Below are 26104 nucleotides of genomic sequence, written 5' to 3'. Positions count from 1 at the left end.
CGTCAGGTGGGGGGCAGGCTCGTCGGGCGATGTCGAGGAATCTGGCGAGCGCGGGCGAGTAGGTTGCTCGCGCACACGACGCGGAGGGCGATCATGGGATGCACGGAGGATGACCCGAGTCGGCACACCTTGCGTGGCGGATTCGACAGGGCGGCGGAGGACTACCAGCGCACCAGGCCGGTCTGTCCGCCGCAGTTGTTCGATGACCTCATGGACCTGGGCAAGCTCGAGGCGGGGGACCGGGTGATCGAGGTCGGCTGTGGCACCGGCCAGGCGACGGTGCCGCTCGCCGAGCGCGGGCTGGCCGTCACCGCTGTGGAGCTGGGTGCCGAGCTGGCGGCCATCGCCCGCCGCCGACTGACCGGATTCCCTGCTGCCGAAGTGGTCACCTGTCCATTTGAGGACTGGCAGCCACAAGGTCCCCCGTTTGATGCGGTGGTCGCGGTCAACTCCCTGCACTGGATCGACCCGCACCTTCGTTACGCCAAGCCCTATGAGCACTTGCGATCCGGAGGTGTCCTGGCCGTGGCAGGGTGTCAGTGGGCACGGCCGGTAGACGCCGATCGCTTCTGGACGGACGTGCAGGAGGACTACCGGGCCGTGGGATTCGAGGGCTGTCCGCCGCCTCCGCCCGAACAGCTGGGCCCGCGGCACCTCCCGCTCGAGGCGGGGAGTCTCTTCGAGGAGGTGGCGAGCCAGCGCTACCCCTTCCAGGTCCGCTACAGCGCTGAGGACTACCTCGCCAACCTGGCTTCGCAGTCTGGCACCCATGCACTCGGCGAAGATCGAAGCACGGAGTTCCTGGCCCGCGTGAGGCACCGACTGGAGACGCTCGGACGGCCCCAGCTGACCGCCACCTTCGTTGGCTATCTGACCGTCGGCCGGCGGGCGTGACGGCGACTGCGAGCGCGGCCGAGGATCGCTACTCGACGCGCGATCTTGTGCCTGGAAGACCCAACTGGGCTTGGGAAATCCCGAAAGCTGGGCTGATCCACCCCTGTCAGTAATGGGCCGGTAGCCGAAATGAGCGAAACTACTCGCTTCTCCCGTATCTGGTTACCGTGGCCCGATGGTCGCACGACGCCGGCGCATCCACACCACGGCGCTGGTGATCGTCATCTCCACCGCGGTCACCGGCCTCGGCCTGAGTCTCTTCCTGCCGGCGGGCGAGTCGCCTGCGTCGACGCCGGTCTCGAACACCGTGGTCTCGAACACCGCGGTCTCGAACACGGCGGTCTCGAAAACGGTGATCACGAACGCTGTGGTCACGGTCTTGTCCGGCCCGCGGCGCGACCGGCCGGTGCGGTTGGACACGCGCCTGTACGTTCCCCGGGCTGCGAGCCCGGACGATCCCGCTCCTGCGATTCTTCTCGCGCACGGCCTCGGCGGTACCAAGACGAGCGTGGAGGACCAGGCTCTGGACCTCGCCGACGAGGGCTACGTGGTGCTCACCTGGACGGCGCGGGGCTTCGGCCGCTCCGGCGGCCATATCCACCTGAACAGTCCTGACCACGAGGTCGCCGATGCCCGTGCGCTGCTCGATCTACTGGCCGAGCGTCCCGAGGTGCGCCGCGATTCTCCGGGCGACCCGAGGGTCGGCGTCATCGGATCGTCGTACGGCGGTGCGCTCGCCCTCCTGCTCGCCGGACATGACCAACGGGTCGACGCGGTCGTGCCGCAGTCGACCTGGAACGACCTGGGACGCTCGCTGTTCCCGGAGTCGACGGGCAAGGGTCCCGAGGCCGGCGTGTTCAAGCGGGCGTGGGCGGGCTGGTTGTACGCATCCGGACTCGGTGACCGTGGTTCGCTGCCCCAGCTCGCCCCCGACCTCGGCGAGGACCAGTCGACGGACTCGGGCGGCCTGGCCTCGACCATGCCGAACGGAGCGAGCGGACCGAACGGACCGCAAGGAGCGGACGGAGCGAACGGACCGGACGGAGCGAACGGGGCTGGCGCGTCCCGCGTGTTCCGCACGACTGGCGGGGCCACGCCCGCGGCGGACGGGAGCGCCGGCTGCGGGCGGTTCGCGCCCACGGTCTGCCGGATGTACCAGCGGGCTGCCCTCACGGGGCGGGCCGACCCGGCGACCATCCGGCTGCTCGACAAGTCGAGCCCCGCCGGCGTTCTCGACCGCATCACCGCGCCGACCCTGCTCGTCCAGGGCACCCAGGACACGTTGTTCCCGCTCGCCGAGGCCGACGCCAACCTGGCCGGCATCCGTGCCAACGGCACCCCGATCTGCGCGATGTGGTACTCCGGCGGCCACGACGCGGGCGCTGGCTCCGACGTCGACCGGTGGCGGGTCCGGATGGCGACCCTCGTCTGGCTGGACCACTACCTCGGCGCGGCCGACCAGCACGACGCGGGACCGCCGCCCGTCCGCCCGTTCGCGTTCACCCGAATCACCGGCGTCGATGACGAGAGCGGTTCCGTGCGGGCGCTCGGCCTCCTCGCGCCGTCCGCCTACCCGGGTCTCGCAGGCGACCTGCCCGCGCGGGTGGTTCGGCTCCGCGGCGGCCCGGGCCAGATCAGTAACCCTCCGGCCGGAACGCCGGCCGCGATGTCGTCGGTGCCGGGGCTCGGCGCCGTCGCCGGCCGCCTGCTCACGCGCGTCACCCTCGACGTGCCTGGACAGGCGGTGTCGTACGACTCGGGCCCGCTGACAGGTCCGGTCGACGTCACGGGCTCGCCGACGGTCCGCGTCCGCGCCGCGTCGCGGTCCGGGGACGCGGTGCTCTTCGTCAAGGTGTACGACGTGGCGCCGAACGGCCTCACCGAACTGCCCGGCGGCGCGGTGGCACCCGTCCGCCTGCACAACCTTCCCGCCTCGCTCGACCAGGCCCGGCCCGTCGACGTCACCCTGCCCGGAGTCGTCCACCGCTTCCAACCCGGCCACCGGATCCGCGTCACCGTCGCGACGGCCGACCAGGCGTACGCCGGCCCCGCCGAGCCGCAGACCTATGTCGTCGGCCTGGCGGGGAACTCCATCCGGCTACCGCAGGTGCGGGCCACGACCTCCGGCATGACTGCGGGGCCGTGGCTGGACGCCGCCATGGCCCTCGCCGCCGCGCTCAGTGTCACTGCCGCGGCTCTCTGGTTGCTCGCCCGGCGGCGAACCCGGCGCCGGGCGAGCCGCGTCTGCTCGGTCCATGCCGACACGCCCCTGGTGGTGCGGGGGGTATCCAAGAAGTACGGAAACAACCGCTACGCCCTGCGCGACGTGGACTTCACTGTCGGGCGAGGCGAGGTCGTCGGCCTGCTCGGACCGAACGGTGCCGGCAAGACCACCTGTCTGCGGATTCTCGCCGGACTCATCCGGCCCTCCGGGGGCCGGGTCCTGGTGTTCGGTCGCGACGTCGTGCCGGGCGCCTCCGTCCTGTCTCGTACGGGCCTGCTCGTCGAAGGTCCAGGCTTCCTTCCACACCTGTCCGGACGTGCCAACCTCGAACTGTTCTGGGACGCCACCGGCCTTCCGCGCGAGCAGGCCAAGTTCGACGACGTACTGGAGATCGCCGGTCTCGGTGCCGCGGTCGATCGGAAGGTCAGGGAGTACAGCCACGGGATGAAGCAGCGGCTGGGGATCGCCCAGGCCATGCTCGGCATGCCGGACCTCCTCATTCTCGACGAGCCGACAGACGGGCTGGACCCGCCGCAGATCGCCGCACTGCGCCGGGTCCTGCAGACCTACGCCGAGGGCGGCCGGTCGGTGCTGGTGTCGAGCCACCTGCTGGCCGAGGTCGAACAGACGTGTACGCATGTCGTCGTCCTCCACCTCGGCCGCCTGCAGGCCGCCGGACCGGTGGCCGACATCGTGGGCGGCGCGGCTTCGGTCGTCGTGGACGTCACCGACGTCAGCCGAGCCGAGACGCTGCTCGCGGGGCTCGAGGTGGGTGCGGTGGCGCGGCACAACGGCGGCCTCGTCGTCGACCTGGACGGGGTGCCCCGCACCCGGCTGGTCCGGACTCTCGTGACCGGGGGCGTCGACGTGTCGCGGGTCGCTCCACGCGAGAAACTCGAAGACGTCTTCCTCGGCCTGGTGGCGCAGCATCCGGAACAGCGGGCCGCACACGTTCCGGACGAGGAGTCCGGTGACCAGAGCGCGGGTGTCGCGGCTCCGGGGCGGGACGGAACGGGCGGACCGCCATGCTGACCGTACGGACAGAGATCCGCCGGCAGCTGTCGCTCCGGCGGACCAAACTCGCCCTCGGACTCGCGCTGGCGCTGCCCGTCGTCCTGGTCGCGGCGTTCGAACTCGGTGGCAACGACCAGGACGACACCCTCTCCTTCGCCGCGCTGGCGACGGCCAGCGGCAGCAACTTCACCGTCTTCACCCTCGGCGCGGCGGCTGGCATCCTCCTGACCGTGATCGTCGCTCTGGTGTGTGGCGACACGGTCGCCAACGAGGCGAGTTGCGGCAGCCTGCGGTACCTGCTCGCGGTTCCGGTACCCAGGGCCCGCCTGCTTGGCGTCAAACTCGTCGTGAGCCTGCTGATGTCCTCCCTCGCCCTCGTGGTCCTCGCCGTCACGTCCATGTGCGTGGGCGGGGCCGCGTTCGGGTGGGGTTCCCTGCGTACTCCGTACGGCGGCAACCTCGTCGGGGCTGACGCGGTGTGGCGGATCGCCGGCACGGTTGGCTACCTCGCCGTGACGCTGGTTCTCGTCGCCGCTCTGGCGTTCTGGCTGTCCACCGCCACGGACGCTCCGCTGGCCGCTGTGGGCGGCGCGGTCATGGTGATCATCGTCTCGAAGATCCTTAACCAGGTCGACGCCCTCGGCGTGATCCGAAGCCTGCTGCCGATGCACTACGCGAGTCAATGGAGCGGGCTGTACGTGGATCCCGTGCGACTGGACGGGATGGCGAAGGGTGCGTTCTCCACCGTCGTCTACTCGGCCATCTTCTTCGCCTGCGCATGGTGGACGTTCCTGCGCAAGGACATCCTCTCCTGACCGGCCGAAGGGCTCGAGCCCTGGCTGTGCCCCGTATGTTCGATACCACCCGGTAGATCCCGTAAATACTGGCCGGTTGACCTCCACTGGTGTCGTATCCGATGGGCCGCCGATCGTCTTACCAAGAAAGGCCACACGGAGGTGCAGGAGCGGACTCAACTGAGTCCGCGCCCTCGCAGGCCACCGTTCGACGTAAGGAGAACCCGGATGTCCTCGACAGCCAGCCCCCACCCGATCCCGGATTCCTACCGGAGAGTCACGCCAGCACTCGTCGTCCGCGGCGCCGCCCAGGCCCTGGACTTCTATGCCGAGGTGTTCGCAGCGACCGAACGGATGCGCTTTCCCGGCCCTGACGGCACGATCGTCCACGCCGAGATCGAGATCGGCGACTCGGTCGTCATCGTCGAGGACGAATCAGCACAGATGGGGACCAAGGCGCCGCCGGTCACCGGGCTCGATGGATCCCCCACCTTCCTGTTCGTCTACGTTGAAGACGTCGACGCCACCATCGAGCGCGCGGTGAAACTCGGCGCGGAACTCAAGCGGCCTCCGCAGGACCAGTTCTACGGTGACCGGGACGGCTACCTCATCGATCCGTTCGGCCATGGCTGGACCATCGCCACGCATGTGGAAGACGTCTCGGATGAGGAGATGATGCGCCGCATGGCCGCCTTCTCCGATCGGACCTGACCCACACCACGCCGTCGTGGTGGCGTCCACGCGTCACCTGTCCAGGACTCGTAATGGAGTGAAGACCAGATGAAGTATGTGCTGTTGTTCGTCGAATCCGAGCAGTACATGAACGAACTGCAGGCCATGGGGCAGACCGAACGCGAGCGGGCCTATGCCCGCGTCCACGAATGGTTCGCCGACCACGCCGATGTCGTCCGAGGAGGCGCCAAGCTGCAGTCACCGGCCACCGCAACCACGGTCCGGCTTGGTGGCGGCGAGCCGATCGTCACCGACGGCCCCTTCGTCGAGGGCAAGGAAGTTGTCAGCGGCTACACCGAGATCGAGGTCGACGACCTGGACGCAGCGCTACGGATGGTCAGGACCTGGCCAGGCTGCCCGACCGTGGAAGTTCGCCCGCTGGAATCATGAACCACCTGCCAGAGAAGGCCTCACATGTCGAGCTGGCCCGCGTCGTACGCGAGCACGCGGGCCAGCTTGCCGCCGCCCTGGTCCAGGTCACCGGCGACTTCGCCACCGCGGAGGATCTGGTCCAGGACGCCGTCGTGGCCGCCCTGCAGCGCTGGCCGACCGACGGAATTCCGGCCCGACCGGATGCCTGGCTGTTCACCGTCGCCCGGCGGCGCGGCGTCGACCTGCTCCGCCGCGATGGCAACTACCGCACCAAGCTGGCGCAGTTGCAATGGCCGGTCCAGCCCGAACCTGACGACCGGCTTCGGTTGATCTTCACCTGTTGCCACCCGGCTCTCCCACAGGAGGCGCAGATCGCCCTCACGCTGCGGGTGGTGTGCGGACTGACCACGGCGCAGATCGCGCGTGCCTTCCTGATCCGGGAGACGACCGTTGCGCAACGGATCACCCGGGCCAAGCGAAAGATCAGCCTGGCAAAGATTCCGTACCGGATGCCGGCTGACGACGAACTCGCCGAACGGCTGAGCCAGGTGCTCGCGGTCATCTACCTGGTTCTGAACGAGGGCTACCTGTCGACCGCCGACCACGCGCACTCACGTGACCTCGTTGACGACGCCGACTGGCTGGCGTCCCTGCTGCACCAGCTCGTCCCCAACGAGCCCGAAGTAGCCGGTCTGCTTGCCCTGATCCGCCTCCATCGCGCTCGCGACGCTGCCCGCTTCGGAGTGGGCGGCGACCTGATACTCCTGCCGCACCAGGACCGGTCCCGGTGGGACCACAAGGCGATCGCCGACGCCACCCGGCTGTTGAGCACCGCCGCCAGACAACATCGTCCCGGCCCGTATCAGCTCCAGGCGGCGATCGTCGCCTGCCATGCCGAAGCACAACGTTGGGAAGACACCGACTGGGAGCAGATCGTCCTGCTCTACGACATGCTGCTCCATCTCGCACCCTCGCCCGTCGCCCGCCTCCACCGGGCGATCGCCCTGCGGTACACCGCAGGGCCCGCGGCCGCGATGAGGGAACTCGACACACTCGGCGAAACGCTGCAGCGCTACCACCTCTACCACGCCACTCGCGCCGAGGTACTGCGCGAACTCGGTCAGATCGACCAGGCACACGCCGCGGACGTGCAAGCTCTCCAGCACACGACCAACCCCGCCGAACAAGCCATCCTCCAGCAACGGCTCACCTGGACGTAGCACCATGCGATAGAGATCCACTTCCCGCTCATGCCGTTCGCAATGCCACCGTGGATCCGCGAGGAACTGTGTCCGGATCATGATGTTGGCGACGCCGAGCGTGCTGGTCACTGCCGCATCCTTGGATCGTGCGTAGGGTCGGCATACCTGGGCGGGCAGCCGTCATCGATGGCTTCGGGGCGCAGTTCGTAGTGCCACGGTTCGTTGCGGTAGATCTGGCACAGCCCGTACTCCGCGCCGTGCTCGGAGAGCCACGTCGTGGCATCGGAGGGCCCGATGTCGATCGCGTCCCCCGACACGTGAGGAGAGGTGTCAGCGGTGGCCACCCACCGGGCAGCTTCCTCTTTTGAGCCGTACTCGGAGATGGCCTCGCGAAGCAGCTGGTCCTGGTACGCAGGGGTTCGCCAGCCGCTCTTGACGTGGAACTCGCCCCCGTCGTCTGCGGCGTCGGTTGCGGCTTGGCGGAGGGCAGCGAGCAGATCGGGATCAAGGTTGGCCACGGCCGGAAACTCGTCGTCGAAGATCGTCACGCCCGGAGGGACGGCGCCATCTGCCACATCGCGGTCGCCAAGCGCAGGACGGTGGTCGCCGCGAGGTTGCGTAGGTCTCCGCTGACGATCCGCAGCCGCCGAAGGGGTGTCGGTGGCCGCCGCGTCGGTGGGTGGTGCTGCGCCTGAGGAGGAGGCCAGCGACTGGCAAATGAGAACGCCGAAAAGCGTCGCGCCGACCGTGACAAGGGCGACAATAAGGGCGGTGAGAATGGTCGATCGGGTACGGCGGGCCGCTGTTCGTGCTGCTTCGCTGTAGGCCATGCCTGCAGTCAACGCAGCGTGGTGTTCTCACCACGTATGTGGATTTCGATATGCCGACGATATGCTCCGGCTCGTAGCATCGAGAGTGTGCGTGTGTTGATCGTCGAGGACGAGCCCTTCCTGGCAGAGGCCATCCGCGACGGCCTCCGCCTGGAGGCGATCGCGGCCGACATGGCCGGTGACGGCGACACCGCCCTTGAACTGCTGAGCATCAACGCCTACGACATCGCCGTCCTCGACCGGGACATTCCTGGGCCTACCGGTGACGAGATCGCCAAACGCATCGTCGCCTCCGGCAGCGGCATTCCCATCCTCATGCTCACCGCTGCCGACCGGCTCGACGACAAGGCCTCCGGGTTCGAGCTCGGTGCCGACGACTACCTCACGAAGCCCTTTGAACTTCAAGAGCTCGTCATGCGGCTCAGGGCGCTCGACCGCAGGCGCGCCCACAACAGACCACCCGTGCGAGAGATCGCCGGTCTGCGGCTGGATCCGTTCCGCCGCGAGGTCTACCGCGACGGCCGGTACGTCGCGCTGACCAGGAAGCAGTTCGCCGTGCTCGAAGTCCTCGTCGCCGCCGAAGGGGGAGTAGTCAGTGCCGAAGAGGTCCTGGAGCGTGCATGGGATGAGAACGCAGACCCGTTCACCAACGCCGTGCGCATCACGGTTTCGGCCTTGCGCAAACGGCTCGGCGAACCCGGGCTGATCGCCACGGTGCCCGGCGTCGGTTACCGCATCGACACTGCACCCGGCCCCGGACGTGCGGGATCCGACCGTGAATAGGGCGCGTGGATTGAGCGTTCGCCTCAAACTCACCCTCAGCTATGCCGGATTCCTCATGGTTGCGGGTGCTCTGATGCTCGCCGCCGTGTGGGTGGTCCAGGCGCGGTATCTGGACGACGGTGTGATCATAGGCGGGCTCCCGTGGGTCGGAGTACCCAGCCGCTCCGACCCCCTGCGAGGTTTCGGCCTGGCTGCGGCCATGGTCATGGCGTTCCTTCTGGTGTTCGGTCTGCTGGGTGGGTGGATTCTCGCCGGCCGCATGCTCGCGCCCCTGGACCGCATCACCGACGCCGTCCGCTTGGCCGCGAACGGCTCGCTCTCCCACCGAATCCGGCTACCCGGCCGCAAGGATGAGTTCCGCGAACTCGCCGACACCTTCGACGCCATGCTCGCGCGGATCGAGACCAACGTCGCCGAACAACAGAGATTCGCGGCCAACGCCTCCCACGAACTGCGCACCCCACTGGCGATCACGCAGACACTTCTCGACGTGGCCCGCAACGATCCGAACCGCGACACCGGCGAACTCGTCGAGCGCCTCCACTTCGTCAACGCCCGAGCGATCGACCTCACAGAAGCACTGCTTCTGCTGAGCCGCGCCGACCAGCGATCCTTCACCCGAGAGCACGTCGACCTGTCCCTCCTCGTAGAAGAGGCCACCGAAACGCTCATCCCCCTTGCGGAAAAACGCGGCCTCGCCATCGAGACCTCCGGCGACCTCGCCGCCACCATCGGCTCACGCGCGCTCCTGCTACAGCTGACGACGAACCTTGTGCACAACGCGATCGTCCACAACCTGCCTGACCAGGGCAGAGTGTGGGTCACGACCAGTGTTCACCCCAGGACTGTGGTGCTCAGTGTCGAGAACACCGGCGAGAAGCTCCACCCACAGTTGGTTTCCACGCTTGTCGAGCCGTTTCAACGCGGCACAGAACGCATACGCACCGACCACGCGGGTGTCGGCCTCGGCCTGGCCATCGTCAAGAGCATCGCCCACGCACACGACGGAACTCTCTCCCTCACCTCCCGGCCCGCTGGCGGGCTCCGCGTCACGGTGCAGGTACCCGCCGCACCACCGCACACTGAGGGTTTGCGAGGGGACGCGTCGCCCCTCCCCACAGTCGTTCAAACTGAGAGACACGACTAGAGAGAGGTCCCCGCGGCGACGGCCGCCTCGAGCTCCTCGAATGCCTCGGACAGGTCACTGCTCAGCCAGTGTTCGGGCTGGAGGTGGACGAGGACGGAGGTGGGGCCGAGGGTCCGTTGCACGTACACGGCGAGCTCGGCCTCCTGCAGGTACCGAGCCGCGATCGTGGTGACGTCGTCGCCGGTCGGCTGCTCGTTCCAGTGCGCGGGGCCTTCGACGGTCACATAGCGGTAGGGGCGGTCCTCGGCCTGGACGCTGAGGCTGAACCGTCCGGCCGCCCGGAGCAGGCGGTCCTTCAGCGTTCCTCGCTCCATCCAGACACGCACGTCGCCGCCCGGGCTGTAGTCGTACCAGACCGGCACCGCGAGTGGGGCCCGACCGTCGCGGGCGACCGCAAGTGTTCCGACGCGGGGCTCGGCGAGGAACCTCTCACGTGCTTCGGCTGTCATGGGCATCGGCTGATCTCGCTTTCGCTCGTGGGTGGTTCGAGATCCAGCCAACCGAGAAGGTTCGAGACAGACGATGGCTGTACGTCTGCATTCGATGTCTGTGCGTCTACGCTGGACGGCGTGGATGCGTTGACGGACCTACTCGACCGCACACGTGCCCGCGGTGCTGTGGTGGGACAGAGCTATCTCACTCCGCCCTGGTCGTGGCGCTTCGCGGACGCCGCACCACTCACGGTGGTGGCCATGGTGCGCGGAACGTCCTGGATCGACGTCGGCGACGGTCCGACCAGGATTGCCGCCGGGGACATCGCGGTGGTCCGTGGGCCGGAGTCGTTCGTCGTCGCCGATCCGCCGGAGACGCCGGTGCAGGTCGTGATCAGCCCGGACGACACATGCCGGGATTCTGAAGGCCGTGACATCGGTGCGGCGCTGGCGCTGGACACCCGAACCTGCGGGGACGGGCCGGACAGCCCGGCTCTCCTGCTGTTCGGGGAGTACCGCGTGCGCGGCGAGGTCGACCGGCGGTTGCTGGCGGCGCTGCCGCTACTGATCACCGTCGCCGGGCACGAGATCACCGACTCACCCCTTGCCCTCGTGGCCGCAGAGATCGCCCGCGACGAGCCCGGTCAACAGGCCGTCCTCGACCGGTTGCTGGACCTCCTTCTCATCCGCGGGCTGCGCGCGTGGTTCGCCCGACCGGATGCGCAACCTCCGTCGTGGTACGCCGCCCGTACCGACCCGCTGGTGGGCGAGGCGCTCCGGCTTCTGCACGACGACCTCGCGCATGCGTGGACTGTAGGCGAGCTTGCGACCAAGGTCGGCTTGTCGCGCGCGGCATTCGCTCGGCGCTTCGACCAGCTCGTCGGCGAGCCGCCGATCGCCTACCTCACCGGATGGCGGCTCTGCACTGCCGCCGACCTGCTCGCCGACACCGACCACACCGTCGACTCGATCGCGCGGCAGGTGGGGTACGCGAACGCGTACGCCCTCAGCGTGGCGTTCACCCGCCACTACCAGGTCCGGCCGAGCGACTACCGCCGGTCGAGGCGGGCCCGCTCCGACTGATCGCAGCGCCACGGGCGTTCGTCGCCGCCGTGGCGGCAACCGTCGACTTGTGTCGCACACCGCTGAGCCAGCATGCGGTGGCCATTGTCATTCGATAGCAAGTAAGCGATAATCGATGGATGCAGGCTGCTCTTCGATTGGTCGACGCTGCCGACGTGCTGGTCGTCGGAGCCGGGTTGGCGGGGCTTCACACTGCGACGCTGCTCGCCCAGCGAGGCCACGACGTGCTGCTCGTCGAACGGCGTCCCAGCCTCACGGGCGCGATTCGTACCACTGGGATCTTCGTTCGCAGAACGCTCGACGATTTCCCGCTGCCTCCCGAGTGCCTCGGTCCTCCGATTCGGCGAGTGGTGCTCTACCCACCTGGGCTGCGGCGCCCGGTGACCCTCATCAGTGCGCGCGATGAGTACCGGGTGGGTGACATGGCGCCCCTGTACGCAGCGGCGGCCGATGCCGCGACCGACGCCGGCGTCCGGATAGCGCTGGGCACTCGCTATGCCGGTCGGCGAGACCGCACCTACCTCCTGGCCGGCCGGGACGGACCGACCAGGGTACGGGCACGGTTCCTGGTCGGCGCCGACGGAGCCCGCTCACGGGTCGCGCGCGACCTCGACCTGGACCGCAACCACCACCTGCTGATCGGTGCCGAGGAAGTCTTCGAGGTCCCGCGCAGCGAGGAGCCGCCGACATTCCACTGCGTGCTCGACCCGTCGCTCGCTCCCGGCTACCTGGCGTGGGTCGTCAACGACGGGCGGCATGCCCACGTCGGCACGGCCGGCTACGCCAACCGCTTTCCCGACGGTCTCCGCCGGGCCCTGGAGCGGTTCGGCACCTCGGCACCGGGGCTGCCGAGCACGCCCCGCCCTGACGAGGTGGAGCGACGTGGGGGTCCCATCCCGGTCGGTGGCCTGCTGCGCCGGATCAGCTGTGCCGACGGACTTCTGGTGGGGGATGCGGCAGGTGCGGTCTCGCCGCTCACCGCTGGCGGCCTCGACCCGTGCCTGCGACTGTCGGACTTCGCTGCCACGATCCTGCACGACTCCCTGCGATCCGGGCGGACGGACGCGCTGACTCACTTCGACGGAGCCGCACTGCGTGCCCGCTTCCGCGGAAGGCTCATGCTGCGCAGGGGATTGGCCCAGGTCCGCACGCCCGCGCTTGCAGCGGCGGCGTTCACCCTGCTGCGTACGCCGATGGGGCAGGCGGCGGCCCGCCGCATCCTCTTCGGCGACAGATCGTTTCCGGCACCCGGACGTGGATGAAGACAGCCACATGGCCTACTGCAGCCAGGTCAGAGGCCGTGCCGCCGGTGGGCTCGGTCTGAACGCCAGTCTCAGGTGGCCGCTGCCCTGCGGTCGTTGACGGCTCGACGGCCGCCGTTGTTTCACTCCTCCAGCAGTGCGCGGGCGGTGGCAACGTCGGTGACGATGACATTCACCCACCCCCCAATGATCGCCGCACGAATCGCCTCGTGCTTGCGTTCGCCTCCGGCCAGCCCGACCCGCCGGGGGATTGCCCGGAAAGTGTCGGGGTCGATGCCGACGACGCGGCTGTTCAGATCGCTGCGGATCAGATCTCCGGTCGCGGTGAAGAAACGGTGGCAGACATCGCCGACGGCGTGCGCGGCCAGGAGCTGCTCCTGGTCATCCGGCGCGATCGCGTTGCCACTCTGCCGCAGCAGGGGAGATGGTTGGACGCTGCCGATACCCACCAGTGCCATGGTCAGGTTGGCCCACTCCTCGGCCATCGATTCCATCGCCGGGTCGTTGAGCAGGCTCTTGCGGATGGCCGAGGTCTGCACCAGCCCAGGGGCCTGAACGTACGTCGGTGCAGCACCGATCAGCTCGGCGAGCTGACCCAGCAGCCGGTTGGCCTGGGCCTGGACGGCGGACACGCCGACACCGCCGACCAGCTGGATGACACGCTCCGCCCCTGCGACGCGGAGCGGGCGCAGCCGATCCACCGCCGCCAGCAGCGTCTGACTCCACGACGAAATACCGATCCGCTCCCCGCCGGTCAGGGTGGCCTCGAGATAGGTGGCTCCCGCAGACCCGATGCCGGTGAGGATCTCCTGCTCTCCACCGTCCACGTCGACAACGACCGCCTCGCGCAGCCCGTACCGATGCTCGAGGGCCTCTTCCAGAACGGTGTGCACGCCCTGCGAGACCACGACAACGGTCCGCACGATGCCCATCTCGGTGGCCCTTTTCAACAGCCGGGACACTTTTGCCTGGGAGACGTGCAGGGCGTCGGCGATGTCGGCCTGCCGGATCCCCTGCTCGTGGTACATGTGTGCGATCTTGGTGATCAACCGCACCTGAGCATCGGGGGCCAGTCGACTGCCGCTGGACGCGTGCACAGCCATCACGATCCGCCCCACTTCACGGTTGCTGGAGAGTCATCATCGGCCATTGTCCATCCTGTCGTTCACCGGTATGGGTCGCGGCGCAGCCGGGTCAGCGCTTGCGGGCTCTGGCTGCTGCCACCTCGTCCGCCCAGTGCTCGCGGCGTCTCCTACGAGTCTCGTCGTCGAGCGTCGATGTGAAGATCCGGGCTGGTATGCGCTGCTCGGCCCAGCTTGTGGTGCTCCCCAGACTCTGCCAGGCCAGCTGCGCCGCACCTAGCGCGGAGAGCTCGGCGACGTCGGCCACCTCCACCGGGTGGGCAAGGAGGTCGGCCTGGGTCTGCATCAGCAGGTCGGCGACAACGGCGCCGCCGTCAGCCCGCAGGACGCTCAGCGGCGTGTCGGTGACTTCGATGGCATCCGCGATGTCGCAGACCTGGTGCGCGACGGCGTCGACGGCCGCTCGCGCCAGGTGCGCTCGGGTGGTGCTACTGCTCATCCCGGTGAAGGCGGCGCGCGCGTTGCGGTCCCAGTGCGGCGCGCCGAGGCCAGAGAAGGCGGGCACCAAGGTCACGTCACCGGAGTCGGGGACCGTCCCGGCCAGGTCGACCAGCTCGGCGACGCTGCCGAGCCCGAGCATCGAGGCCGTCCACGCGAGAGCCGCGCCAGAGGAGACGATGTTGCCTTCGCGGGCGTAGACCGGGCGGTCGGTGAGCCAGGCAAGCGTCGTCGGTACGGGGGATTGGCCTGGGTCGAACCGAGGGATGGGAGTCATCAGCGATGATCCGGTGCCGTAGGTGACCTTGGCCATGCCCACCTCCGTGCACCCCTGGCCGTACAACGCCGCATGGGAGTCGGCGAGTACGGCGGCGATCGGGGTCCCGTGCGGCACGCCGGGGACACCGACCGTGGAGCCGAAGTCGCCGTTCGAGGCGACGACGTTCGGAAGGCTCCCGCGCGGCACGTCGAAGGCGTCCAACAAGGGGTCGGACCATTCGAGGTCGATGACGTCGTAGAGCAGCGTGCGGCCGGCGTTGCCAGCCTCGATCACGTGTCGACGGTGACCGGTCAGGCACCAGATCAGCCAGGAGTCGACGGTTCCGACACAGATGTCGGCCGCGGGAATACCCGCGGCCGTCGAGAGTAGCCAGTTGATCTTCGGGGCCGAGAACATCGCGTCGACTCTGAGCCCGGTGCGGTCGCGGGCAAGGTCGCCGACGCCGGCCGGAAGGCTTTCGCACCACGCGGACGTCCGGATGTCCTGCCAGCCGATCAACGGACCGATGGGCTGGCCGGTACTGCGCCGCCAACCCAGCACGGACTCGCGCTGGTTGGTCAGAGCGACCGCGACGACATCGGTGGTCCCCGCGGCCGCTCGGCAGCGTTCGACAGCGGTCACCACACTGGACCAGAGCTCTTCGGCATCCTGCTCGGCCCAGCCCGGACGAGGGAGGGAGAGGTTGACCGGTGTCGAGCCGGTGGCGAGCACCGTTCCGGACTCGTCGACCAGGATCGCCTTGGAGTTGGTCGTGCCCTGATCGATGGCCAGCACGGCTTGTTTCGGAGCCATCCACCTTCCCTTCGTTCGTACGCGCGGGCTTTCCCCCGGACGGCATATCTGCGGCCGCATCACTCGATCGCCTCGACTGGGTGCCGTGCCTCCACCGGATTCTGCAGTGGCCTATTGACATCACGCCAACCGTACTTGATAAATTATGCGGCCTTGAATCATTATTCAACCCATCAAGGATGGTTATCTGATGAGGCCGACGCGGCGCCGCGTGATCATCAACACCGATGCCAAGAACGAGGCGGACGACCAGTTCGCGATCGTTCACGGGATGTTGTCGCCGACGCTCGACGTGCGCGGGCTGATCCCGGCCCACTTCGGCACCCGGCGCTCGGACCGGAGCATGGAGGAGTCGCGCGAGGAGATCGACCTCCTGCTGGACCTGCTCGACCTCACCGGCAAGGTCACTGTCGCCAATGGCGCGCCGACCGGCATCCCGGACGAGCAGACCTCGCTGGACTCGCCCGGCGCCCGGCTGATCATCGAGGAGTCAAAGCTGGCGTCCGAGGGCGATCCGCTCTTCGTGGCGTTCCTCGGACCGCTGACCGACATGGCCTCGGCGATTCTGCTCGACCCGGAGATCGTGAACCGAGAGGTGATCGTGATCTGGATCGGCGGCCGCGGGTACGACGGGATGGCGCCGGGATGGCGCGGGATCGAGTTCAACCTGTCCAACGACATCCACGCCGCCAACGTGGTGTTCGGCTCCGGCATCACCATCTGGCAGGTGCCTAGCGATGTCTACAGCAAGGTGTCTGTGAGTTATGCCGAACTCGACGAGAAGATCGGCGACGCGGGTCCGCTCGGGCGCTACCTGATCAAGCAGCTCCACGAGTGGAACGCTACCTATCACCCCGAGCCGATCGAGTCTCGCTCGCTCGGCGATTCGCCGGCCATCGCCCTGATGCTCTACCCGACCAGCGGCGCCATGCGGGTCCGGCCGGCGCCGCGGTTCGGGGTCGACGGCTGGTACCTGCCTGGTTCCAACAACCCCATCAGTGTGTGCGAGTACATGGACGTGCGCTTCCTGTTGGAGGACATGTTCGCCAAGATCCGCGCCTTCGGCCGCAAAACCGGGTGACCCGCGACTCACATATCGGTGGCTCCCGACACATACGAGGACGCCACCGCCCTTGCGCATAGAGGAGAATGCCATGACCGCCAGGTCGCTTACTCGACGGGGATTCCTCGGACTGTCGTCCGCCACCGTGGCTGGGCTGAGCCTCGGAGCCTGCACCGGTGCCTCCACCACCAGCAGTGGTTCGTCGGCGCCGGCCTCGAACAAGCTCCGCGTCTTCACCTACGAAGGCGACGAGACCATCGGCCTCTTCAAGGCTCAGCTGAAGAAGTTCGACGAGCAGAACGGCACCACCACGACGGTCGGAAGTCTGCCCGGCTCGGGCGCGGCCGTGTATCCGGACAAGCTCCGGACCGAGCTGCTCGGCGGCAGCGGCCCGGACGTCTGGCGGATCTGGGGCGGACAGATCGGTGCGCCGTTCGCCACCGCCAAGCAGGCGCTGGATCTGGCGCCTTACTACCAGAAGTACGGCTGGGACTCGTTGATCAACACCGCCGCGATCGACGGCATGACGTTCGATGGTGTCAAGGCAGGGTTGCCGTTCATGTCGCTCGGCCTCGGCGCCTGGTACAACAAGGCGCTACTGGAGAAGGCCGGCGTCACCGCCACCCCGACCAGCTACGCCGAGCTGGAAGAGATGAACGACAAGCTCGTCGCCGCCGGCACCACGCCGTGTGGCCTGGCCGGCAAGTACGGCTGGAACATCATGCGCCTGTTCGAGTACCTCCTCGAGCACACGGCAGGTCCCGAGCTGCACGACAAGCTGCTGGTCGGCGACGAAAGCTGGGACCGCCCCGAGGTCGTCGAGGCGTTCACGCTGTTCAAGAAGTGGCAGGACAAGAAGTGGGTGCCGGAGGGTGCACTCGGGATGGACCCGGCCGACGTCGAACCTGGTTACGTGCAAGGGAAGAACGGTTACACGATCATCGGCCCATGGACGGAGTCCGTCGCCATCCTGTCGGCCAAGAAAGACCCCGCCGACTTCGGCAACTTCGAACTGCCCACCGACCACAAGCCGGCGCGTCACTCCGGCTTCGTCGAGGGCTACATGATCAACGCGAAGTCCCCCAACGCAGACAAGGCGGCTGCCTTGCTCGACTTCCTCGCCAAGCCGAAGACGCAGAAGGCACTGCGGAACACGGCGTCGACGGTGAAGGGTGCCGAGCCGGACCCGAAGGAACTGCCGCTGGCCTCGGAGTGGTCGCAAAAGTACGGCAGCAATCCCTTCTACACGATCCAGGACCAGGCCTTCCCCAAGAAGCAGGCTGACGAGTACTTCACCGTGCAGAGCGACATCCTGCAGGGTTCGGTGACACCGGCGGAGGCCGCCGCGAGGATGCAGGAAATCGTGTCCGCCTGGGCCAAGGGCTGATCCGGGCACCTCATGGCGACGCTCACAGCCGATCGTGCCGCCGCCGCAGGGCGGCCGCGACGACAACGATCGAAGGGAAGCGGGGAAGGCTGGTGGCATGCGTGGCTGTTCGCGGTTCCGGCCTTGGCGGTCTACGTCGTCTTCCTGGTCTATCCGTCCCTGTCCTCTTTGTGGTTCAGCTTCACCGACTGGGACGGTTTGAGTCCGACGTACAACATCATCGGGTTCGACAACTACACGCGCTTGCTCGACGACCCGGTGGTGCTCACCGCCGCTACGAACAACCTGCTCTGGTCCGTGGTGACGATCACTTTCCCGGTCGGGCTCGGCCTGGCGCTGGCCCTGGCGCTGAACGGCAAAGTGCATGGCAAGCCGGTCTTGCGGCTGACCTTCTACACACCGGGCGTGCTGCCTCTGGTGTCGATCGCCTCGATCTGGGGCTGGTTGTACAACCCGCAGTACGGCGCGATCAACTCGACCCTCCGCCTGATCGGACTGGACGGACTGGCCCAGCCCTGGCTCGGCCAGGACTCCACCGCGCTGTGGGCGGTGATGGTCCCGGCAATCTGGCTGCGGACCGGATTCCCGATGCTGCTCTATCTCGCAGCCCTGCAAGGGATTCCGGACGAGCTCTACGAGGCTGCCACCGTCGACGGCGCCAGCCGGCTGCGACAGTTCTGGCACATCACCATGCCGAGCCTGCGGCCCGCACACTACATCGTGCTGGCGTTGTCCTTGATCGACTCGTTCAAGGTCTTCGACATGATCTATGCGATGACGTACGGCGGGCCTGGAACGTCGACGCAGGTCATGGGCACGTGGATGTACGCCAACGTCTTCCAGTACTACCAGGCGGGTTACGGCACGGCCATCGCCGTGGTGATCACCCTGGTGGCGATCGCGGTAGGCATTCCGTATGTACGGTCACAGACCAGGGAGCACACCTCATGACCTCCCTCGCGCCGGTGCACTCCCCACCTTCGGTCGAGGTCACCGAGGAAGAGCGGTCGACCCGCCCACCTGGAGGCAAGGGTGGCATCGTCCTCACGATCGTGCTGGCCGTCGTCGCGATCTTCTGGATCTCACCGCTGGCGCTCCTGGTTGTCACCGCCGTCCGGCCACTGGCGGACTTCATCGGCAACGGACCGCTGTCCTGGCCGTCGGAGTTCACCTGGACGAACTTCTCCGACGCCTGGGACATCGGCAATTTCGCGACCACCTACCGCAACAGCGCACTCATCACGATGGTCAAGGTGCCGCTCGGTGTGCTGATTTCCGCAATGCTCGGCTTCGCGCTCGCCAAGCTGCAGATGAAGTTCCGGCGGACAGTGATGTTCTCGGTCTTTCTCGGTCTCACCATCCCGATCTACATCACGATCGTGCCGGTGTTCATCATGATGAAAACCGCCGGTGCGACGGACAGCATCGTCGGCCTGATCGGGCCGTACCTCGCATTCGGCATCCCGTTCGAGGTGCTGGTCCTGCAGTCGTTCTTCCGTCAGGTTCCGGACGAGATCATCGAGGCGGCCAAGGTCGACGGCGCCGGCAACTGGCGGATCTTCTTCACCGTCATGCTGCCGCTGTCCGCACCGGCCCTGATAACCGTGGCGATCCTGGACGCGGTGGCGACCTGGAACGAGTTCCTGTTCGCCCTGATCCTGCTCAACTCCGACGCCCACAAGACGATCCCGGTGGGACTGCTCAACTTCCAGGGCCAGTTCGCCAACAACACCACCGGCCTCGCCGCGGGGATTCTCATCGCCGTGGTTCCGATTCTGATCGCGTACACGCTGCTGCAACGCTGGATCGTCGGCGGACTGACCGCTGGGGCGACCAAGGGATGACGACCACAGCCGACGGACGACCAACCACCTCCGAGGGGGAGTGAGCACGATGACAGATCTGCCGGTCTTCGGTGCGGGCATCTGGCACTTCGCGACCTACAAGGACCGCTATGCCACCGACGGCTACGGTCCACCGGTCGGCCTGTTGGAACAGATCGATCGCGCGGGTGCCGTGGGAGACCTGTCGGTCGTCGACCTCAACTGGCCGTTCGCCGGCTTCGACGGGACGTTGGACGACGTGAAGGCTGCGCTGTCGAGGAACGGGCTCGAGGCGATTGCCATCACCCCGGAGATCTACACCCGGGACTTCGTCAAGGGTTCGTTCACTCACCCTGACCCGGCGGTTCGCAAGCGGGCGCTCGATCTGATGCACCACGCGACCGACGTGGCCAAGGATCTCGGCTCCTCCTACGTCAAGCTGTGGCCCGGCCAGGACGGCTGGGACTACCCCTTCCAGGTGAACTACCACGACATCTGGCAACTCGCGCTCGACGGCCTACGGGAGCTCTGCGCAGCTCATCCGGAGATCAACTTCGTGATCGAGTACAAGCCGCGTGAACCACGAGTCAAGATCATCTTTCCCAATGTCGCGCGAACACTCCTCGGCATCGAGAAGATCGGGCTGCCCAACCTCGGCATCCTGCTCGACTTCGGACACTCGTTGTACGGCCTGGAAACCCCGGCCGACGCGGCGCAGCTGGCGATCGACTACGGCAGGCTGTTCGCGATCGACGTCAACGACAACCTGCGCGGCTGGGACGACGACATGGTGGTCGGATCCGTCCATCTGGTGGAGACCTTCGAGTTCTTCCACACCCTGCGCAAGAACAACTGGCAGGGCGTCTGGCAGCTGGACCAGTTCCCGTTCCGGGAAGACAGCGTGGAGGCCGCCAGGCAGGCCATCCGTTTCCTGAAGGCGGTGCACCGCGCGCTCGACAGCCTCGACGACTCGGCGCTCGCGGCGGCGCAGGCCGACCACGATGCGCTGGCTGCTCAAAGGCTCGTCCAGCGGGCGCTGCTCACCTCGATGGCCGACACGGAGGACACATGACCGAACGCAGTGAGGTCATTCATGAGTACGGCACCGAACGCAGTGAGGTCATTCATGAGTACGGCACCGAACGGAGTGAGGTCAATCGTGAGCACCGCACCTTGGTCGTGAGACCGACGAAGGAGGTCTCATGACCGCGGCCCTTCCGAGGATCGATCCCGCGTCGGGGGGCGGTCTTTCCACCGCGCACACGACCATGCCGGTGCTCCGCCGGCTGGAAGCCCATGCCAGCAGGACAGCGCAGGTGGCCCACATCGCCGAGGCGGCCCGGCAGATCCGGATCCAGGACCTCAAGCTGGTGTACCACGCTGGCGCCGGCCACATCGGTGGGGACTTCTCCGCGATCGACATCCTGGCCACGCTGTACGGTGCGGTACTCGCCATCACCCCCGCGACGGTCGACGATCCGGAGCGGGACCGGTTCGTGCTGAGCAAGGGACACGTCGCCGGCGCGCTGTACACCACGCTGGCAGCCTTCGGCTTCCTGCCGGTCACCGATCTGGCCACTTTCCTGAAGCCATTGTCGGCCCTCAACGGCCATCCCAACCGGGCGAAGGTGCCAGGCGTGGAGGCCAACACGGGACCACTCGGCCACGGCCTGCCGATCGCTGTCGGCCACGCACTGTCAGCCAAGCTCGACGTGTCTCTACGTCGTACGTACGTGCTTGTCGGCGACGGCGAACTGCAGGAGGGCAGCAACTGGGAAGCGATGATGGCGGCGTCGCAGTACCAGCTCGACCGCCTGACCGTGATCGTCGACCGCAACCGGCTCCAGCAGGGCGCGACGACCAAGGAGACCAACGACCTTGATCCGCTGCGGGACAAGGCGACGGCGTTTGGTTTCGCCGTGGTGGAGGTCAATGGTCATGACCATGGCGAGCTGCTCGAGGTGTTGTCCGCCGTGCCGTTCCGACCAGGGAGGCCGACGTTCGTGATCGCCCACACCCACAAGGGCCACCCGATCTCGTTCATGAGCAACAACGTCGCGTGGCACCACAAAGTGCCAGACGACGCGGAGTTCCAGCAGGCGTTGACCGAGCTCGAGGCCGTAGGGAACGCCCGGATCGGCAGGGAGCTGGGATGACTGAATCCATCGTCGACGGTGGTAACGAGCTACCTCATCTGTCGGTCGCCGACGGACCACGCTACGACTGCCGTGACGCGTATGTCGCCACTCTCTCCGAGCTCGCCCATGACGACCACCGGATCGTCGGCGTGGTGAACGACTCGATCGGATCGAGCAAGCTGAACAGCTTCCGGAAGGCCTTCCCGGACCGGCTGATCAACGTCGGGATCGCCGAGCAGGACATGGTCGGGATCGCGGCCGGCCTGGCCAACGGAGGGCGGATCCCCTTCGTCTCGGCGGCTTCCTGCTTCCTGACCGCGCGGGCCCTGGAACAGATCAAGGCCGATGTGGCCTACTCCGACCACAACGTCAAGCTCTGCGGCATGAGCCCGGGTGTGGCGTACGGCGAGCTCGGGCCCACGCACCATTCGATCGAGGACATCGCATGGCTGCGGGCGATCGCCAACATGACGATCATCGTCCCGGCGGATCCGATCGAAACCGCGGCCGCGCTGCGTTGGGCGGCCGGGATCGAGGGGCCGGTCTTCGTCCGGGTCAGTCGGATGCGGGTCCCGCAGGTGAACGCCGATGACTACGAGTTCGTCCCCGGCAAAGCGCTCACGATGCGGAGCGGCGACGACGTGACGTTGATCGCCAACGGCACCGTGCTCTGGCGTGCGTTGGTCGCCGCGGAGCGCCTCGCCGCCGACGGCATCTCTGTTCGGGTGCTGTCGATGCCGACCGTCAAGCCGCTCGACGTCGAGGCTGTGATCGCCGCGGCCGCGCAGACCGCCGCGATCGTGACGGTCGAGGAGTCGTCGACGGCCGGTGGGTTGGGCGGGGCGGTGGCAGAGACAGTCGTCGCGCATCATCCGACCCGGGTGACGATCCTCGGCATACCGGAGTTCGCTCCGACCGGCTCCGCGGGCTATCTCCTCGACCGCTACGGGATGTCGCCTGAGGGGATCGCCGAGTCCGCCCGGCGGCTGCTCGAGCACCGGTGAGGGCCAGATCCGGGCGTTCGGCGGGAACAGCGGAACGGAACGCGCACTCAGGACCTCACGTCGAGGTGAAGCCCGGCGCGTGGTTGGTTCGTCGTGCGGGTCAGGTCAGGTCGACCACGATGCGTCGTTCGGCCAGGCCCTGGGCCTGCCGTTGCCATGCATGGGGAAGCTGGTCGAGTGGAACGATCTCGTGGGAGACCGTCAGACGGCCGGCGGCGGCGTGTTGCAGCAGGGTCGACAGCGCATCGCCCCTCTGTTCGGTGTCGATCTCGTTGTTGGTGTAACCAAGGATCTTGGCGGAACGGCTCCGCACGATGGCGGACGCGAAGGTCGCGTTCTGCCCTGCTGAGCTTCCCAGGTTGACGAATCTCGCGCCGGAAGCAAGGAGCAGCAGAGCCGCCGATGCCGGTACGCCGCAGAGCGGGTCGATGACGACGTCCACGTCGCCGTCGCAGGCCGCCGCGAGCTTTGCGGCGAGTTCGTCCACCTCGTCGTCGTCGCGGAGGGGGACCACTGCGTCGGCGCCACACGAAGCCGCGCGGTCCTGCGCGCCGGTGGAGCGGCAGGCGGCCACGACCCGGCGCGCCCCGCACAGCTGGGCGGCCTGGATCGCGACCTGGCCGACGACGCTGCCACCGCCGAGTACGAGGACCTGCTCGCCTGGCTGTAGGCCGCCCTTCCAGGTCAGAGCCATCCACGCGGCGACCGCCGAAAGGCCCAGCGCTGCGACCATCGTGTCCTCGACCTGGCCGGGCAGGGCCACGAGGTCGGACTCGGGCACACTCACCTGCTCGGCCATGCTGCCGTCGCCCGGCTGCATTCCCGCGGTGGTGGGGAACCAGACCCGCGTGCCGCCCGGTAGGGAGCCGGCCGCAGCGACGACGCCGACCCCCTGTACGCCAGGAACGTACGGAAGAGCGGGAGGCCCGAAGTAGGACGTGCCGGTAGCGCAGAGGATGTCGAGTGGCGTGATCGGGGCGGCCGTTGTCGTGACCAGGGCATGGCCGTCGACACCGGCCGGCGAGGGCCGGTCGACAAGGGCGGGGGCGGCGCCATGGCGCTCGATGACTGCTGCACGCATAGGGCTTCTCAGGTGGAGTAGTCCGGATAGGGGAGGGTGAAGTGCGCGAGCCGTCGTGCGTACTCCTGCTGGAACCCCAGCGGCTCGTGATCGCGTTCGAACATCGCGATGAACAGCGTGAGCGTGAGGAAGGGGTGCGCCCCGAGCTCGAACAGCTTCGGGTAGTCGTGCGTGGCAAGTGCCTCGCGCTCCACGGGCGCGAACTCCAGCCACGTGGTGGCCTCGGCATGTACGCAACCCAGGATGCTGCCCGCGCGCTCGGTCTCCCACCACTGAACGGTGCCCCGCGGGTCCTCGCGGTAGCGCTCGACCAGCTCGGGGTCGCGGTCCACGGTGTAGAGGAACTTGTCAACGAGGTACTTGCTCATACTGGTCTCCTTTCGCATGACCGCTGGGGTGCCTCACTCCGGCACACCTCGTTCCTCGGCGTACCTCCGTGGGGGCTCCTCGCGCTCATGCTGCTGCGCCTCGCGCTCATGCTGGTGCTCCGTTCGGATACCACGTGAAGTACGCCTCCATGGTGTGGAAGAGGTCGAGGCTGTCTACGTGGTCGGCCTTGGCGTTCTCTCCGGCGACCCCCATCATCAGCATGAAGTCCATGAAGCCGTGGGTGGCGTTGCCCGGTGCGTGGAGGCTGTCAAGGCTCACCTGCGCCAGGCACTCCTGCAGGTTGCCGCTGCCGATCCAGTCCACGGCCTTGCGGTCGAACGCGGGATCGGGGCCGTGCTCGCCGAACTGGCGCGGCCCACCGAGCTCGAGAGAGAGGTGACCGGTGCCGATGATCGCGACCCGCTGGTCCGACGGCCAGGACTCGACCACCTCCCGGATCGCCTGCCCGAGCTGGACGAACCGTCGCGGTTGGGGTAGCGGCGGCGCGAAGATGTTGGTGTAGACGGGCACGATCGGAAGGTCGGCCTCCGGTCGCAGCGTGATGATCGGGCACGTGATGCTGTGGTCGATGCGCAGCTCGTTGCTGAACGCGAGATCGAAGCCCGCGTCCAGGCCGGACCGCAGAAGGTAGGCCGAGAGGTCCTCGTGCCCGGTGAGCAGCATCCTGGGAAGGCCGAACTCGCGTTCCTCGTTGTAGAAGTTCGCGTCGTAGAACGGCGCCTTGCCGATCAGGAACTGCGGCATGTTGTCCAGCCACAGCTGGTGGAAATGGTCACTTCCCACCATCACCAGAACGTCGGGTCGCGCACGCGTGAGGGTCTCGCGGAAGCGCTCGATCTTCGCCACCCACTCGTCGGCGAACGGCGGACGGTCGGCGCCGGTGGACGTACTCGCCCGGTAGTAGAACGGATGGTGCGTAGAAGCAATGACCGCGACGACGGTGGCCATGAGGACTCCTTCAGCTGGAAGTGTTGCTGAGTGGGTCGACGTAGGTCGCGTTCCGGTCCACCGAGAGGTAGACGTCCCGCCCGATCGGGCGTCGCACCTCCTCGGCCAGCTGGCCGAGGAGCCCGGCGGCACGCGCAAGGAGGGCGAAGCCTCGCAGCAGCTCGAGCGGGAGGCCGAGGTCTGCAAGGGCCGCGCCACACACGCCGGCGCCGTTGAGCGGCAGCGTGCGGCCCAGGACACGAGGATGCACCCTGCCGATGGCCTCGAACAGGCGGAGGTGCGGTCCCTTCAAACCCTCCTCCGCGGCGATGGCGAGCAGGCGCGGAGTACGCGGGTCCTGCTGCTTGTGGACCGGGTGGCCCAACCCCGGAACGAGGCGGCCGGACTCCCGTGCCTGCTGGATCGCCGACAACGCGACCGCGTCCCACGCCGCGTCGTCGTCGAGCCGTTCCGGGCACTTGTCGCGATGCTGGTCGAGGACTGCGGCCAGGAACTGGCCGCAGTCCTCGGTCACGCCGAGGAACCGCGAGCCACCGCCGAGCAGGCCGGCGGCGATCGCCCCTTGCAGCGAGTCCGGGGCGGACAGGTAGGTGAGGCGCGCGGCGATCGCGGTCGGGGTGAAGCCGTGATCGGCGAGCGCGACCAGCACGGCCTCGAAGACCCGCACCTGAGCAGGGGCGGGACGTTGTTGGGTGACCAGCCAGAAGGCAAGCTCGCCGAAGCCGACGTGGCCCATCAGGTCGGCGGCGAGATCCTTGCCCAGCAACGAGATCGAGTCCGCGTCCGACATGCCGAGCGAGGTCGGGTACGTCGGTGCCTGTGGTGGCGAGGATCCGTTACCCACTCCGTG

The 26104-nt window shown here is 67.7% G+C and carries 26 protein-coding genes; 18 read left to right on the top strand and 8 right to left on the bottom strand.

The features are described 5' to 3' along the window. Nucleotides 1–93 precede the first annotated feature (93 nt). The 6 genes from ABN034_RS27095 to ABN034_RS27070 all read left to right on the top strand — a co-directional run bounded on the left by ABN034_RS27095 (nucleotide 94) and on the right by ABN034_RS27070 (nucleotide 7250). Nucleotides 94–894: a class I SAM-dependent methyltransferase gene (locus tag ABN034_RS27095; RefSeq protein WP_349693806.1), complete on the top strand. Its 801-nt coding sequence runs from the start codon at nucleotides 94–96 to the stop codon at nucleotides 892–894. Nucleotides 895–1069: 175 nt separating this feature from the next. Next, entirely contained in the window at nucleotides 1070–4150 is a 3081-nt protein-coding gene (locus ABN034_RS27090) for an alpha/beta fold hydrolase (RefSeq protein ID WP_349693805.1), read from the top strand. Beyond that, a complete protein-coding gene (locus tag ABN034_RS27085) occupies nucleotides 4144–4947 on the top strand; it encodes an ABC transporter permease (protein WP_349693804.1) in 804 nt (267 codons plus the stop codon). The genes ABN034_RS27090 and ABN034_RS27085 overlap by 7 nt, the downstream gene beginning before the upstream one ends. Nucleotides 4948–5154: 207 nt before the next feature. Beyond that, nucleotides 5155–5637: a VOC family protein gene (locus tag ABN034_RS27080; RefSeq protein WP_349693803.1), complete on the top strand. Its 483-nt coding sequence runs from the start codon at nucleotides 5155–5157 to the stop codon at nucleotides 5635–5637. 69 nt (nucleotides 5638–5706) lie between these two features. Beyond that, nucleotides 5707–6048 (top strand): YciI family protein, encoded by a 342-nt coding sequence (locus tag ABN034_RS27075; RefSeq protein WP_349693802.1) that lies wholly within the window; start codon nucleotides 5707–5709, stop codon nucleotides 6046–6048. Beyond that, entirely contained in the window at nucleotides 6045–7250 is a 1206-nt protein-coding gene (locus tag ABN034_RS27070; RefSeq protein WP_349693801.1) for an RNA polymerase sigma factor, read from the top strand. The genes ABN034_RS27075 and ABN034_RS27070 overlap by 4 nt, the downstream gene beginning before the upstream one ends. Nucleotides 7251–7357: 107 nt before the next feature. Here ABN034_RS27070 and ABN034_RS27065 read toward each other — a convergent pair whose 3' ends face one another. Beyond that, nucleotides 7358–7780 (bottom strand): M15 family metallopeptidase, encoded by a 423-nt coding sequence (locus ABN034_RS27065; RefSeq protein WP_349693800.1) that lies wholly within the window; start codon nucleotides 7778–7780, stop codon nucleotides 7358–7360. A gap of 369 nt (nucleotides 7781–8149) precedes the next feature. On the opposite strand from ABN034_RS27065, the gene ABN034_RS27060 reads away from it, so the two are divergent. After that, a complete protein-coding gene (locus tag ABN034_RS27060) occupies nucleotides 8150–8845 on the top strand; it encodes a response regulator transcription factor (RefSeq protein WP_349693799.1) in 696 nt (231 codons plus the stop codon). A 10-nt stretch (nucleotides 8846–8855) separates the two neighbouring features. Then, complete coding sequence (locus ABN034_RS27055) at nucleotides 8856–9992, top strand: sensor histidine kinase (protein WP_349693798.1); 1137 nt, start codon at nucleotides 8856–8858, stop codon at nucleotides 9990–9992. Here the strand turns inward: ABN034_RS27055 and ABN034_RS27050 are convergent. Further along, nucleotides 9989–10441, bottom strand: coding sequence for a pyridoxamine 5'-phosphate oxidase family protein (locus tag ABN034_RS27050; protein WP_349693797.1), 453 nt, complete (start codon nucleotides 10439–10441; stop codon nucleotides 9989–9991). The two genes, ABN034_RS27055 and ABN034_RS27050, sit on opposite strands and share 4 nt — an antisense overlap. A gap of 120 nt (nucleotides 10442–10561) precedes the next feature. On the opposite strand from ABN034_RS27050, the gene ABN034_RS27045 reads away from it, so the two are divergent. Both ABN034_RS27045 and ABN034_RS27040 read left to right on the top strand, forming a co-directional pair. Further along, the gene (locus tag ABN034_RS27045) at nucleotides 10562–11506 is read left to right on the top strand and encodes an AraC family transcriptional regulator (protein WP_349693796.1); all 945 of its coding nucleotides are present in this window, start codon (nucleotides 10562–10564) and stop codon (nucleotides 11504–11506) included. A 119-nt stretch (nucleotides 11507–11625) separates the two neighbouring features. Next, nucleotides 11626–12768, top strand: a complete 1143-nt coding sequence (locus ABN034_RS27040) for an FAD-dependent oxidoreductase (RefSeq protein WP_349693795.1) — start codon at nucleotides 11626–11628, stop codon at nucleotides 12766–12768. 122 nt (nucleotides 12769–12890) lie between these two features. Here the strand turns inward: ABN034_RS27040 and ABN034_RS27035 are convergent, their stop codons facing one another. Next, nucleotides 12891–13871 carry a sugar-binding transcriptional regulator gene (locus ABN034_RS27035; RefSeq protein WP_349693794.1) on the bottom strand — a complete coding sequence of 327 codons (981 nt, stop codon included), beginning with the start codon at nucleotides 13869–13871 and terminating at the stop codon, nucleotides 12891–12893. A gap of 91 nt (nucleotides 13872–13962) precedes the next feature. After that, the gene (locus ABN034_RS27030) at nucleotides 13963–15420 is read right to left on the bottom strand and encodes an FGGY family carbohydrate kinase (RefSeq protein WP_349693793.1); all 1458 of its coding nucleotides are present in this window, start codon (nucleotides 15418–15420) and stop codon (nucleotides 13963–13965) included. A 190-nt stretch (nucleotides 15421–15610) separates the two neighbouring features. On the opposite strand from ABN034_RS27030, the gene ABN034_RS27025 reads away from it, so the two are divergent. The 8 genes from ABN034_RS27025 (at nucleotide 15611) to ABN034_RS26990 (ending at nucleotide 22835) form a co-directional block, all read left to right on the top strand. Next, entirely contained in the window at nucleotides 15611–16501 is an 891-nt protein-coding gene (locus ABN034_RS27025) for a nucleoside hydrolase (RefSeq protein ID WP_349693792.1), read from the top strand. A 73-nt stretch (nucleotides 16502–16574) separates the two neighbouring features. Next, on the top strand, nucleotides 16575–17870 hold the full coding sequence (locus ABN034_RS27020; RefSeq protein ID WP_349693791.1) for an ABC transporter substrate-binding protein: 1296 nt from the start codon (nucleotides 16575–16577) through the stop codon (nucleotides 17868–17870). Between the two features lie 123 nt (nucleotides 17871–17993). Continuing rightward, nucleotides 17994–18821 carry a carbohydrate ABC transporter permease gene (locus ABN034_RS27015; protein WP_349693790.1) on the top strand — a complete coding sequence of 276 codons (828 nt, stop codon included), beginning with the start codon at nucleotides 17994–17996 and terminating at the stop codon, nucleotides 18819–18821. Continuing rightward, the gene (locus ABN034_RS27010; RefSeq protein WP_349693789.1) at nucleotides 18818–19714 is read left to right on the top strand and encodes a carbohydrate ABC transporter permease; all 897 of its coding nucleotides are present in this window, start codon (nucleotides 18818–18820) and stop codon (nucleotides 19712–19714) included. Before ABN034_RS27015 ends, ABN034_RS27010 begins: the two co-directional genes overlap by 4 nt. A gap of 49 nt (nucleotides 19715–19763) precedes the next feature. Next, entirely contained in the window at nucleotides 19764–20765 is a 1002-nt protein-coding gene (locus ABN034_RS27005; RefSeq protein WP_349693788.1) for a sugar phosphate isomerase/epimerase family protein, read from the top strand. Further along, the gene (locus tag ABN034_RS27000; protein ID WP_349693787.1) at nucleotides 20762–20899 is read left to right on the top strand and encodes a hypothetical protein; all 138 of its coding nucleotides are present in this window, start codon (nucleotides 20762–20764) and stop codon (nucleotides 20897–20899) included. Before ABN034_RS27005 ends, ABN034_RS27000 begins: the two co-directional genes overlap by 4 nt. Further along, nucleotides 20896–21849: a transketolase gene (locus ABN034_RS26995; RefSeq protein ID WP_349693786.1), complete on the top strand. Its 954-nt coding sequence runs from the start codon at nucleotides 20896–20898 to the stop codon at nucleotides 21847–21849. The genes ABN034_RS27000 and ABN034_RS26995 overlap by 4 nt, the downstream gene beginning before the upstream one ends. Beyond that, entirely contained in the window at nucleotides 21846–22835 is a 990-nt protein-coding gene (locus ABN034_RS26990; protein ID WP_349693785.1) for a transketolase family protein, read from the top strand. Before ABN034_RS26995 ends, ABN034_RS26990 begins: the two co-directional genes overlap by 4 nt. 100 nt (nucleotides 22836–22935) lie before the next feature. Here ABN034_RS26990 and ABN034_RS26985 read toward each other — a convergent pair whose 3' ends face one another. The 4 genes from ABN034_RS26985 to ABN034_RS26970 form a co-directional block, all read right to left on the bottom strand. Then, nucleotides 22936–23916 (bottom strand): quinone oxidoreductase family protein, encoded by a 981-nt coding sequence (locus tag ABN034_RS26985; protein WP_349693784.1) that lies wholly within the window; start codon nucleotides 23914–23916, stop codon nucleotides 22936–22938. An 8-nt stretch (nucleotides 23917–23924) separates the two neighbouring features. Next, on the bottom strand, nucleotides 23925–24284 hold the full coding sequence (locus ABN034_RS26980; RefSeq protein ID WP_349693783.1) for a hypothetical protein: 360 nt from the start codon (nucleotides 24282–24284) through the stop codon (nucleotides 23925–23927). A 106-nt stretch (nucleotides 24285–24390) separates the two neighbouring features. Then, the gene (locus tag ABN034_RS26975) at nucleotides 24391–25254 is read right to left on the bottom strand and encodes a DODA-type extradiol aromatic ring-opening family dioxygenase (protein WP_349693782.1); all 864 of its coding nucleotides are present in this window, start codon (nucleotides 25252–25254) and stop codon (nucleotides 24391–24393) included. A 10-nt stretch (nucleotides 25255–25264) separates the two neighbouring features. Beyond that, nucleotides 25265–26098 (bottom strand): citryl-CoA lyase, encoded by an 834-nt coding sequence (locus ABN034_RS26970; RefSeq protein WP_349693781.1) that lies wholly within the window; start codon nucleotides 26096–26098, stop codon nucleotides 25265–25267. Nucleotides 26099–26104: the final 6 nt, after the last annotated feature.

Origin of the sequence: Actinopolymorpha sp. B11F2 (assembly GCF_040195635.1) — a bacterium.
GTDB lineage: Bacteria > Actinomycetota > Actinomycetes > Propionibacteriales > Actinopolymorphaceae > Thermasporomyces.
Note: the sequence above shows the minus strand (reverse complement) of the source record. Positions and strands in the feature narration are given on the sequence as shown.

Excerpts from the sequence above, each read along its gene's own strand:
- ABN034_RS27090 (WP_349693805.1), top strand. The coding sequence starts at position 1,070 with ATGGTCGCACGACGCCGGCGCATCCACACCACGGCGCTGGTGATCGTC.
- ABN034_RS27005 (WP_349693788.1), top strand. The coding sequence starts at position 19,764 with ATGACAGATCTGCCGGTCTTCGGTGCGGGCATCTGGCACTTCGCGACC.
- ABN034_RS27030 (WP_349693793.1), bottom strand. The coding sequence starts at position 15,420 with ATGGCTCCGAAACAAGCCGTGCTGGCCATCGATCAGGGCACGACCAAC.
- ABN034_RS27000 (WP_349693787.1), top strand. The coding sequence starts at position 20,762 with ATGACCGAACGCAGTGAGGTCATTCATGAGTACGGCACCGAACGCAGT.
- ABN034_RS27025 (WP_349693792.1), top strand. The coding sequence starts at position 15,611 with ATGAGGCCGACGCGGCGCCGCGTGATCATCAACACCGATGCCAAGAAC.
- ABN034_RS26975 (WP_349693782.1), bottom strand. The coding sequence starts at position 25,254 with ATGGCCACCGTCGTCGCGGTCATTGCTTCTACGCACCATCCGTTCTAC.
- ABN034_RS26985 (WP_349693784.1), bottom strand. The coding sequence starts at position 23,916 with ATGCGTGCAGCAGTCATCGAGCGCCATGGCGCCGCCCCCGCCCTTGTC.
- ABN034_RS27035 (WP_349693794.1), bottom strand. The coding sequence starts at position 13,871 with ATGGCTGTGCACGCGTCCAGCGGCAGTCGACTGGCCCCCGATGCTCAG.
- ABN034_RS27020 (WP_349693791.1), top strand. The coding sequence starts at position 16,575 with ATGACCGCCAGGTCGCTTACTCGACGGGGATTCCTCGGACTGTCGTCC.
- ABN034_RS27010 (WP_349693789.1), top strand. The coding sequence starts at position 18,818 with ATGACCTCCCTCGCGCCGGTGCACTCCCCACCTTCGGTCGAGGTCACC.
- ABN034_RS27075 (WP_349693802.1), top strand. The coding sequence starts at position 5,707 with ATGAAGTATGTGCTGTTGTTCGTCGAATCCGAGCAGTACATGAACGAA.
- ABN034_RS27070 (WP_349693801.1), top strand. The coding sequence starts at position 6,045 with ATGAACCACCTGCCAGAGAAGGCCTCACATGTCGAGCTGGCCCGCGTC.
- ABN034_RS26980 (WP_349693783.1), bottom strand. The coding sequence starts at position 24,284 with ATGAGCAAGTACCTCGTTGACAAGTTCCTCTACACCGTGGACCGCGAC.
- ABN034_RS26995 (WP_349693786.1), top strand. The coding sequence starts at position 20,896 with ATGACCGCGGCCCTTCCGAGGATCGATCCCGCGTCGGGGGGCGGTCTT.
- ABN034_RS27085 (WP_349693804.1), top strand. The coding sequence starts at position 4,144 with ATGCTGACCGTACGGACAGAGATCCGCCGGCAGCTGTCGCTCCGGCGG.
- ABN034_RS27040 (WP_349693795.1), top strand. The coding sequence starts at position 11,626 with ATGCAGGCTGCTCTTCGATTGGTCGACGCTGCCGACGTGCTGGTCGTC.
- ABN034_RS27095 (WP_349693806.1), top strand. The coding sequence starts at position 94 with ATGGGATGCACGGAGGATGACCCGAGTCGGCACACCTTGCGTGGCGGA.
- ABN034_RS27050 (WP_349693797.1), bottom strand. The coding sequence starts at position 10,441 with ATGACAGCCGAAGCACGTGAGAGGTTCCTCGCCGAGCCCCGCGTCGGA.
- ABN034_RS27080 (WP_349693803.1), top strand. The coding sequence starts at position 5,155 with ATGTCCTCGACAGCCAGCCCCCACCCGATCCCGGATTCCTACCGGAGA.
- ABN034_RS26990 (WP_349693785.1), top strand. The coding sequence starts at position 21,846 with ATGACTGAATCCATCGTCGACGGTGGTAACGAGCTACCTCATCTGTCG.